Below are 5,173 nucleotides of genomic sequence, written 5' to 3' on the forward strand. Positions count from 1 at the left end.
GGATCACAACGCTCCGCACTGCAAGAGCCGCGTGCTCTACAAGGGCGCTCTGCAGGGACGTTCCGCCCACACCGTCTGGGTCGGCGACGTGCTGATCCGCGCCACGGCCGAGGGCACCGACACCTACGAGATGAACCGCAACCTGCTGCTCACCGACGGCTGCCGGGCCGACTCGATCCCCAACCTGGAGATCGAGACCGGCGAGATCGAGGGTGCCGGCCACGCCTCGGCGACCGCGCGCTTCGACGATGAGCAGCTGTTCTACCTCCAGTCGCGCGGCATCTCCGAGAAGGAGGCGCAGCGCCTGGTGGTGCACGGCTTCTTCAACGACCTGATCCGCAAGGTCGGTGTCCCCTCCATCGAGGAGCGGCTGCTGACCACGGTCGAGGCGGAGCTCGCCAAGAACGTGCTGAAGGAGCTGCTCTGATGACCTTCGAGCGCGTCTGTGCCCTCGACGAGGTGCCCACCGACCAGGCCCTCGCGGTCACCCTCGGGCGGTACGACCTGGCGATCGCCCGCGACGGCGACGAGGTCTTCGCCGTCGAGGACGTCTGCAGCCACGCCGAGGTCGCCCTGAGCGAGGGCGAGGTCGCCACCAACGACGGCGGCTGCCAGATCGAGTGCTGGCTGCACGGGTCGATGTTCGACCTGCGCACCGGCAAGCCCACCAACTTCCCTGCGACCGAGCCGGTCGCCACCTTCCCCGTCGACGTACGAGACGGAGACGTCTACGTCGACACCGAGACCACCCTGAACGGAGTCACCCCCGCATGAGCAAGCTCGTCATCACCGACCTCCACGTCACCGTCGACACCGAGGACGGCCCCAAGGAGATCCTCAAGGGCGTCACCCTCACCATCAAGGACGGCGAGACGCACGCCATCATGGGCCCCAACGGCTCGGGCAAGTCCACGCTGGCCTACTCGATCGCCGGTCACCCGAAGTACACCATCACCGGTGGCACCGTCACCCTCGACGGCCAGGACGTCCTCGCGATGACCGTCGACGAGCGCGCCCGCGCCGGCCTCTTCCTCGCCATGCAGTACCCCGTCGAGGTCCCCGGCGTGTCGGTGTCGAACTTCCTCCGCACCGCCAAGACGGCCATCGACGGCGAGGCCCCCAAGCTGCGCACCTGGGTCAAGGACGTCAACGCCGCGCTGGAGCAGCTCAACCTCGACCCGACGTTCGGCACCCGCAACGTCAACGAGGGCTTCTCCGGTGGTGAGAAGAAGCGCCACGAGATCGCCCAGCTCGAGCTCCTCGACCCCCAGGTAGCCGTGCTCGACGAGACCGACTCCGGCCTCGACATCGACGCGCTCAAGGTGGTCTCGGAGGGCGTCAACCGGTTCCGCGCGCGCGAGGGCAAGGGTGTCCTGCTGATCACCCACTACACCCGCATCCTGCGCTACATCGAGCCCGACTACGTCCACGTCTTCGTCGACGGCAAGGTCGCCGAGTCCGGCGGCAAGGAGCTCGCCGACGCGCTCGAGGCCGAGGGCTACGACAAGTACCTCAAGGCCGCGACGGCCTGACCAGCACCACTTCTCTCACCGCCGAAACGAGGTAACACCATGGAAGGGCTGCTCCCGGATCTCGACGTGATCCGCAAGGACTTCCCGATCCTCGAGCGCGTGCTCGCGGGCGGGCAGCCGCTGGTCTACCTCGACAGCGCCAACACCTCGCAGAAGCCGCAGGTCGTCATCGACACGATGGTCGACCACCTCGAGCGCCACAACGCCAACATCGCCCGGGCCATGCACCAGCTCGGAGCCGAGTCGACGGAGGCCTACGAGGCGGCGCGCGACAAGGTGGCGGCCTTCCTCAACGCGCCCTCGCGCAACGAGGTGATCTTCACCAAGAACGCCACCGAGGCGCTCAACCTCCTGGCCCGCACGATCGACCTCGGCCCCGGCGACAACGTCGTGATCACCGAGATGGAGCACCACTCCAACATCGTGTCGTGGCAGCTGGCGTGCGAGCGCTCCGGGGCCGAGCTGCGCTGGTTCGGCCTGACCGACGACGGCCACCTCGACCTCGCCAGCGCCGACCAGCTCGTCGACGAGCACACCAAGGTGGTGGCCTTCACCTGGGTCTCCAACATGCTCGGCACGATCAACCCGGTCGCCGACCTGGCCGCGCGTGCCAAGGCCGTGGGTGCCCTGTCGGTCGTCGACGCGTCGCAGGCGGCTCCGCAGCTCCCGGTCGACGTACAGGCTGCCGGGTGTGACTTCCTGGTCTTCACCGGCCACAAGGTCTGCGGTCCCACCGGCATCGGCGTCCTGTGGGGACGCGAGGAGCTGCTCAACGAGCTCCCGCCCTTCCACGGCGGCGGCGAGATGATCGAGACGGTCACCATGGCGCGCTCGACGTACGCCAGGGCACCGCACCGCTTCGAGGCCGGCACCCCGCCCATCGTCGAGGCCGTCGGCCTCGGTGCTGCGGTGGACTACCTCGGCCACATCGGTCTCGACGCCATCCACACCCACGAGCAGGCGATCACGGCCTACGCCCTCGACGGCCTGCAGACCGTGCCGGGCGTCACGGTGCTCGGACCGCTCGACGCGACCCAGCGCGGCGGCGCGATCTCCTTCGAGCTCGACGGCGTCCACCCCCACGACATCGCGCAGGTCCTCGACTCGCGCGGCGTGGCCGTGCGCGCCGGGCACCACTGCGCCAAGCCGGCGCACGCGCGCTTCGGCGTGCAGAGCTCGACGCGGATGTCGTCCTATCTCTACACGACGCCCGCCGAGATCGACGCCCTGATCGAGGCGCTCCACCACACCCGCAGCTACTTCAAGGTGGGCTGATCCCGTGAGTGCCGAGCTCGACAACCTCTACCAGGAGATCATCCTGGACCACTACAAGCACCCGCACCACAAGGGCCTGCGCGAGCCGTTCGAGTCCGAGGTGCACCACGTCAATCCGACGTGCGGCGACGAGGTCACCCTGCGCGTCCACCTCGCCGGAGGGGTCGTGGAGGACGTGTCCTACGACTCCGTCGGCTGCTCGATCTCGCAGGCGTCGGCATCCGTGCTGGCCGACCTGGTGATCGGCAAGCCGGTCGACGAGGCGATGACGATCCACCAGACCTTCCTCGAGCTCATGCAGGGCAAGGGGCAGGTCGAGCCCGACGAGGACGTCCTCGAGGACGGCATCGCCTTCGCCGGTGTCGCCAAGTTCCCCGCGCGCGTGAAGTGCGCGCTGCTCTCCTGGATGGCGTGGAAGGACGCGACCGCCCAGGCCCAGACTGAAACCCACGTTGGAGGAGAAGACCGATGACAGACGCTCTCGACCACGGCGACCTGCCCGAGGTTCCGGAGGCCACCGGCGGCGGCACGTCGACAGTGACCATCGACGACGTCACCGAGGCGATGAAGGACGTCGTCGACCCTGAGCTCGGCATCAACGTCGTCGACCTCGGCCTGGTCTACGGCGTGCACATCGACGAGGGCAGCAACGCCGTCCTCGACATGACCCTCACCTCGGCCGCGTGCCCGCTGACCGACGTGATCATGGACCAGACCAACCAGGCCCTCGAGGGCCTGGTCAACGACGTCGCCATCAACTGGGTCTGGATGCCACCGTGGGGCCCGGACAAGATCACCGACGACGGTCGCGAGCAGCTGCGCGCGCTGGGGTTCAACGTCTGAGCCTCGCGAACGGCGAAGCCGGACGCGAACGCGAAGAGGTTGAGCGAGCCCCGCGGGCGAGTTCGCGAGCCCGGGACGGGCGGGTCGAAACCACCTTCCGGGACGAGATATTGCATGGCGCCTTGCGGTGACGCGAGCGCACACTTCAGCCGTGCTCAACCCCCACCCCACGCGCTACGCCGAGCTCAACGGCGTGCTCCACGACCTCGTCACCGGCGCCCATGCGGCCCTGGGTGACGCGTTCGTGGGCGCCTACCTGCAGGGCTCGTTCGCCCTCGGGGCGGGGGACCTGCACAGCGACTGCGACTTCCTGGTCGTGGTGCGCGAGCGACTGGACGCGCAGCAGGAGGCCGCCCTGCGTGCGCTCCACCGCGACCTGCCCCACCGCGAGGGCCACTGGAACCGCCGCCTCGAGGGCCACTGGAACAGCCACCTCGAGGGGTCCTACGCCGTCGCCGCCGACCTGCGAGGCGTGGACGGGCTCGGGGCCGCGTGGCTCTACGCCGACCACGGCGCCGACGAGCTGCAGTGGTCCGACCACTGCAACCGCCCGTGGACCCGCTGGATCCTGCGCGAGCACGGCATCACGCTGGTCGGCCCCTGCCCCGTCGAGCTGGTGGATCCGGTGCCGGAGCACGTGCTGCGGCAGACGGCCCGCGCCGGCCTCGCGACGCTGACCGACGACGTCCTCGGCTGGTGCCCACCGCGGATCGCGTGGTGCCAGCGCTACCTCGTCGTCCAGGCCTGCCGCAGCCTCTACACCGTGCGGACGGCGCAGGTGGCGAGCAAGCGGGACGCGCTGCGGTGGGCGATGATGCACGGCGACCCGCGATGGCGACCGCTCCTGCAGCAGGTGCTCGCCGACCGCGAGCGCGGCTTCGATCCCGACGACCGGCCGCGGGCGGGCTCGGTGGACGCGGCGCGCGAGTTCGCGGCGTACGCCGCCTCCGTGGCCTGAGGCGCGGCCCACTACCCTCGGTGCATGAGCGAGCCCGAGGTCGACCTGTCGGAGATCGAGTTCGACCACGAGGAGCTCCGCGTCTTCTGGGAGCTGGCCCGCTACCACGCCAAGCTCAATGCGGCCCCGACCTACTTCGGGCCCACCACGCTCGAGTCCGTCCCGCCCCCGGCGTGGGCGTACGGCGACGCGGCGGGGGAGTCCGACGCGTTCGTCACCCGGGTGCTGGCCGACGAGCGGGGCGAGACCACGGCCGCCGCCGCGGACTACGCCGGGGAGCTGCCCGAGGTGGGCGTGCTGTCGATCCTCTGCGACGGCTCGGGCAAGCCCCGGGCCCTGGTGGAGGTCGCCGACGTGACGGTGTCCGGCGACGACGTCGTCGAGTCGTTCACGGTCGTCTACCAGCCCTGACTCCCGCTCGTCCCGTCGCCACCACCGGGTGTGGGAGAGTCCTCGCATGGCCGAGCGGATGACCTACCTCCTCGTCGACGGGGAGAACATCGACGCCACCCTGGGCACCTCGATCCTGGGTCGGCGTCCCCGGCCCGAGGAGCGCCCGCGGTGG

The 5,173-nt window shown here is 69.8% G+C and carries 8 protein-coding genes; all 8 read left to right on the forward strand.

Translation table 11 applies throughout. The features are described 5' to 3' along the window. Window positions 1–427, forward strand: a 427-nt coding sequence (locus JWN97_RS16740; protein ID WP_297625188.1) for a SufD family Fe-S cluster assembly protein, incomplete at its 5' end; no start/stop codon positions are given. Continuing rightward, on the forward strand, window positions 427–774 hold the full coding sequence (locus JWN97_RS16745; protein WP_297625191.1) for a non-heme iron oxygenase ferredoxin subunit: 348 nt from the start codon (window positions 427–429) through the stop codon (window positions 772–774). The genes JWN97_RS16740 and JWN97_RS16745, both read left to right, overlap by 1 nt. Then, complete coding sequence (gene sufC / locus JWN97_RS16750; protein ID WP_297625194.1) at window positions 771–1,532, forward strand: Fe-S cluster assembly ATPase SufC; 762 nt, start codon at window positions 771–773, stop codon at window positions 1,530–1,532. The genes JWN97_RS16745 and sufC overlap by 4 nt, the downstream gene beginning before the upstream one ends. Before the next feature lie 48 nt (window positions 1,533–1,580). Further along, window positions 1,581–2,807, forward strand: a complete 1,227-nt coding sequence (locus JWN97_RS16755) for a cysteine desulfurase (protein ID WP_297625208.1) — start codon at window positions 1,581–1,583, stop codon at window positions 2,805–2,807. 4 nt (window positions 2,808–2,811) lie between these two features. Next, the gene (gene sufU / locus JWN97_RS16760; RefSeq protein ID WP_297625196.1) at window positions 2,812–3,279 is read left to right on the forward strand and encodes a Fe-S cluster assembly sulfur transfer protein SufU; all 468 of its coding nucleotides are present in this window, start codon (window positions 2,812–2,814) and stop codon (window positions 3,277–3,279) included. After that, window positions 3,276–3,650: a metal-sulfur cluster assembly factor gene (locus JWN97_RS16765; RefSeq protein WP_297625199.1), complete on the forward strand. Its 375-nt coding sequence runs from the start codon at window positions 3,276–3,278 to the stop codon at window positions 3,648–3,650. Before sufU ends, JWN97_RS16765 begins: the two co-directional genes overlap by 4 nt. A 151-nt stretch (window positions 3,651–3,801) precedes the next feature. After that, the gene (locus JWN97_RS16770) at window positions 3,802–4,608 is read left to right on the forward strand and encodes an aminoglycoside adenylyltransferase domain-containing protein (protein WP_297625202.1); all 807 of its coding nucleotides are present in this window, start codon (window positions 3,802–3,804) and stop codon (window positions 4,606–4,608) included. Window positions 4,609–4,632: 24 nt separating this feature from the next. Beyond that, the gene (locus tag JWN97_RS16775; protein WP_297625205.1) at window positions 4,633–5,019 is read left to right on the forward strand and encodes a hypothetical protein; all 387 of its coding nucleotides are present in this window, start codon (window positions 4,633–4,635) and stop codon (window positions 5,017–5,019) included. The last annotated feature ends 154 nt before the right edge of the window (window positions 5,020–5,173 follow it).

The sequence above is a fragment of the Nocardioides sp. genome (genome assembly GCF_025965415.1).
In the GTDB taxonomy this organism is placed as follows: Bacteria; Actinomycetota; Actinomycetes; order Propionibacteriales; family Nocardioidaceae; genus Nocardioides.